The organism is Plectonema radiosum NIES-515 (assembly GCF_025753815.1).
In the GTDB taxonomy this organism is placed as follows: domain Bacteria; phylum Cyanobacteriota; class Cyanobacteriia; order Cyanobacteriales; family Nostocaceae; genus Hassallia; species Hassallia radiosum_A.
In genome coordinates, this window is the sequence record NZ_JAOWRF010000331.1 from 1 (window position 1) to 2957 (window position 2957).

The window sequence follows — 2957 nt, forward strand, 5'->3', positions numbered from 1 at the left end:
GAGGGGGACAGGGGGTATAAATACCCAATGCCCAATGCCCAATGCCCAATGCCCCATTACCGATTACTTATTCCCTCAATGCCCAAAATCATCAACTGCCTTGAGAAGGAGTGTCTCCGGGTCCTGCTGTGACAATCACCAGTTTGTCAGGATTAATTAGGTCTTTGATTGCTTGGTGTACTTGAGTCATGGTGACGGCTTGAATGCGCTTGGGAAATTCGAGAATTTCTGTAGATGAAAGCCCGTAAACTGAATTGTTTAAAATGATGGTAGCGACATCGCTGGGATTTGCTAAATCTACGGGATAGCTGTTGGTAATTGAGCGTTTTGCCGAGTTTAATTCAGCTTCTGTGACTCCTTGTTCTCGGACTTGTTTGAGTAAAGCAACAGCGCTTGCGATCGCTTTATTGGCGTCTCCCGGAGAAGTCTGCATCTGAATTAAGAATGGACCCGGATTAACTCCAGCGGCAAAAGCACTGTAAATACCGTAAGTTAAACCTTGGCGATCGCGTACTTCCGTACCCAAGCGGCTAGATAATGTATCACCACCTAAAATTTGATTTAGTACCAAAACAGCATAAAAACGAGGGTCTTTACGCGATATGCCGTTGTAGCCGATATAAGTAACTGCCTCTGCCTTACCGGGAATTACTTGGTTTAAACGTGTCTTACTTTGCGGTAACGGTACTGAGGTAACATTCAAAATTGGTGCTTTACCTTTTGCTTGCCATTTACCGAAAGCTTCATTGAGTGAGGCTTTTACCTGAGCCGAATCGAAATCACCCACTATCGCTAACGTTGTTGTATCTGGTCGATAGTGTTCTTGATAAAAGCTAACCAAATCATCACGAGTAATATTCTTCAAACTTTCTTCTGTCGGAAAGCTGTGGAATGGGTGATTTTCGGGGTAAATTGCTTGCTGAAAAACTCTTCGTCCCAGGGAGCGGGGGTCATCTAGCTGTGCTTTCAACCCTGTTAATGACCGTCGCCGGCTGAGTTCTAATTGGTCGGCGGGGAAAGTAGCATTTTGTACTAAATCTGCCAGAGTTTGTATCAGTAACGGCAGATTAGTGGACAAACCTTGACCACCAATAGCGACACCTTCACGGCTACCACTAAAAGCTAAACTAGCTCCTTTATCTTCTAACGATTTCGCTAATGTCAGGGCATTTTGAGTTTTCGTGCCATTCATTAAGTTACTAGCAGTCAAACTCGCTAGCCCAGCTTTTTTAATTTTGTCAAATTCAGCCCCAGCGTCAATTTGTCCGGTGAGGTTGATCGAGGGAAAACTGCGATCGCTTAATAAAAGAACCCGCATCCCATTGGCTAGGGTAAACTGTTCTGGTAGCGATTGTTTGCTCGCAGTGGTAGCTGATGTGGCAGGAGGAAGATATTTGGCAAGTTCTGCTGGGTCTACCGGCTTACCTGGGCTGAAGTTCTCTGTGGTGCGACCAGAACCTGCATTAGAAGTTCCTGGTTTACCATCTGCTTGGGTGGGTTCAAAAAAGCCGATGGTTTGTTTAGCTGGATCGAGGTAGGTTTTCGCGGCTTTTTGCACATCAGCTGGTGTAACTTTGGCGATCGCTGCGAGATATCCCTCAATAAAACGATAATCTCCGGCGACGGTTTGATTATACCCCAGTTGATTTGCCTGACTGGTGATATCCTGATTATTCAGTATAAAAGAAGCTTGTAATTGCGTCTTTGCTCTATTCAATTCTTCATTAGTAACTGGCTCCTGTTGCAGTTTCGTCAGCGATTGTTGCAGCACCAAAGAAATGCGCGATAATTCTTGACCGGGTGCGGCTGTAGCATTAATTTCATACCAACCCGGTTCAATTAATTCTGCTGCACTCGCACTGACTGAACTAGCTAATCCTGATTCTACCAAAGCTTGGTAAAGTCGGGAACTACGACCGCCTGTAAGAATACCATCCATCAAATCAATCGCCGCGACATCGGGATGCTTGACATCTGGTAAAGGATAGATAATTTGCAGCAGTGCAGCGCTTCCCGGTTGCTTCAGCACGATTGGCTGCTTTTTCGCGGGAGTATTAGAAGGTACAGCAACAGTACCTTTTGGTGGAACCGTCTTGGCTCGTTTGGGAACCTTGCCGAAAGTGTCTTTGATAACTTTCAGCGTTGGTGCGGTGGTAAAATCGCCTGTAACTACCAATGTGGCATTATCTGGACTGTAGAAGGTTTGGTAATAATTCCGCACCTGCTCCACCGTGAATTTCTCGACATCGGCTTTTGTGCCTCCCACAGGTAAGCCATAAGTGCGATTTGGGAAAGCTGCCCGTAACATCGCTCGACCGAGACGATAGCTAGGGGAATTTTCGTATCCCTGTAATTCAGAAATGACCACACGCTTTTCACTCGTCAGTTGGTCGGGTCCAACTATTGCACCTTCCATGCGATCGGCTTCTAAAGTTAGCAGTGCTTCGAGTTTGTCTCGCTGCACAGTACCAAAGTAAGCGGTTTCGTCATAGCTGGTGAAAGCGTTAAATTGACTACCCAAAGCACTAAACAGCCGTCCAAATTGTACTGGACGGGCAGAAGTGCCTTTAAACATTAAATGTTCCAACTGGTGGGAGATACCATTTTCCCCCGTCCCCTCGTTGCGTGAACCAACTTTATACCAAACCTGCACGCTGACCACTGGTGCAGTATGGATTTCTTTGGTTAGCACGGTTAAACCGTTGTCTAATAAGGTTTTTGTCACCCCTTGGGTCAGTGCTGAACCCGATATAGGTGCAACTGTAGTTGGTGTTGCCGCGTTGGTAAAATTGTCTGAAAACAAATCGAGACTGAGAAAAAGGCTGAGGAACAAGCCGATAAGAATGTATGGACGCATTTTAGGAAAGAAAGCCATTGTTAGCAATTGAAATTCAAAATTGAAAATTCACGCATAGTATAAGTCCATCTTGGCAAGTATTTCGCGATGTGGGGGAAAG

At 45.6% G+C, this 2957-nt stretch carries 1 protein-coding gene; it reads right to left on the reverse strand.

Annotated elements, in window-relative coordinates; translation table 11 throughout:
- Positions 1 to 91 precede the first annotated feature (91 nt).
- Positions 92 to 2875: a M16 family metallopeptidase gene (locus OGM63_RS23295; RefSeq protein ID WP_263748051.1), complete on the reverse strand. Its 2784-nt coding sequence runs from the start codon at positions 2873 to 2875 to the stop codon at positions 92 to 94.
- Positions 2876 to 2957: the final 82 nt, after the last annotated feature.

Bases quoted from the DNA above. Each gene is read 5' to 3' on its own strand.
- OGM63_RS23295 (WP_263748051.1), bottom strand. From the start codon at position 2,875: ATGGCTTTCTTTCCTAAAATGCGTCCATACATTCTTATCGGCTTGTTC.